The sequence below is a fragment of the Listeria valentina genome (assembly GCF_011800755.1).
Taxonomy (GTDB): Bacteria; Bacillota; Bacilli; order Lactobacillales; family Listeriaceae; genus Listeria; species Listeria valentina.
Genome location: NZ_JAATJW010000132.1, coordinates 1 through 1,391, shown reverse-complemented (window position 1 = coordinate 1,391; position 1,391 = coordinate 1). Strand labels below are relative to the sequence as shown.

The window sequence follows — 1,391 nt, the reverse complement described above, 5'->3', positions numbered from 1 at the left end:
TCTTTTTCCCACACGATTTTATAGTATGTAGATTGCTTTAGCTCTGTTTTTTTGGGGGGATTATAATAAGTTTCATTATCAATCAAAGTTTTTCCATTAAAATTCCCTTCTCCTTTTTTTAACATATCTCCATCAAATAACGGATAGTTTTTTCCCCCAACGATTTGTTCAATCTTGATTAGCTTTACTTCTCCAAAGTTTTTCCATTTTATAGTTCCAATCCAAGGAAATTTTTCTGAATCTGCTTCGTCCCCTTTTCTTGGTTCATATTTAATTTTCCAATTCGAACTTTGTCCTTCAATGATTGGCGGTTGAAGATAAGAAAAAATCATAAAGCCTCCCACAATCAATAGGACTATGCTTACAAATAGATATCTTTTTTTCATATTTCATCTCCTCTTAAAATCTAATGACTCTTATGGAAGCTCCTTTCATTGCTTTTTGTTTCATAATATCTCGAATACTTCTATTATAATAACTAGATGTATGGCTTGCTAACCTCAGCGTTCCACTGCTTTTGCTAACTGCAAGAGTGGAGTGGAAGTATCTTCCAGCACCTTTTTTCCTGAATTGAATCACATCTCCAGGTCTTGCATAAGATATAGCTGAATTTACATTTGTAAATGAACGAACAGGCTGTTTTCTTGACCAGTAGCTTGCAAAATCAGATACATTTATCCACGGTGTTGAAACTTGAATGGTTTTATATGTGTAGTAAGTTTTGATATACACATGTTGACTATACCAGTATTTCGTTGTGCTGTATGTTCTAGCAGGGACAGGACGCAAAACCTTCTCTGGCTTTCCACCGTTATAAATACATTGAGAAACAAAGTTCGTACAATCGGAACCGAATCTTCTGTAATTTTTATTATATTGCTTATACCATTTTTTTGCATAAGCTATGGCTCTATTTCGGTTGTAGCCCTTTCTCATTAGCTCATCTTCGCCGACCTCTATATCATTATTCTCTATTTCTTCTTCAACCGCTTTTCCAATTACTTCTCCAATAGTTTCATCTTTTTCTTCATTTAATGGTGATAGAGATGGATTAACTTTTTCTGCTGCTTCACTATAATCTATGGTTTCATGGTCATCTAATCTAGCAATCGGGGCTAAATCAGCTGCAAATGTACTTATATGATCATCTTCATCCGTTACTTCTTCAATCTCTAAATTAGGATCTAAATCAGCTGATTCCTCTACTTGTTCGCCTGTTGTCCCTGCGATTTCAGGATATACTTCTTCTTCATTACAAGCATTAAGGTATTCACTTAGATAGGCACTTACCACTTCATAGTCCTCTCTTAAAGCTTGCATGTATCCTAATAAAGTAGACACCTTTTTTGATATACTAGTAAATAAATAGACACAAATGTCGAAAGGACTTT

The 1,391-nt window shown here is 34.5% G+C and carries 2 protein-coding genes; both read right to left on the bottom strand.

All coding sequences use genetic code 11. From position 1 onward, the window contains the following. Positions 1-386: hypothetical protein (locus HCK02_RS13770; protein WP_167630667.1), on the bottom strand; the 386-nt coding region annotated here is incomplete at its 3' end. A 13-nt stretch (positions 387-399) separates the two neighbouring features. After that, on the bottom strand, positions 400-1,391 hold a 992-nt coding region (locus HCK02_RS13765; RefSeq protein ID WP_208970490.1), incomplete at its 5' end, for an amidase domain-containing protein.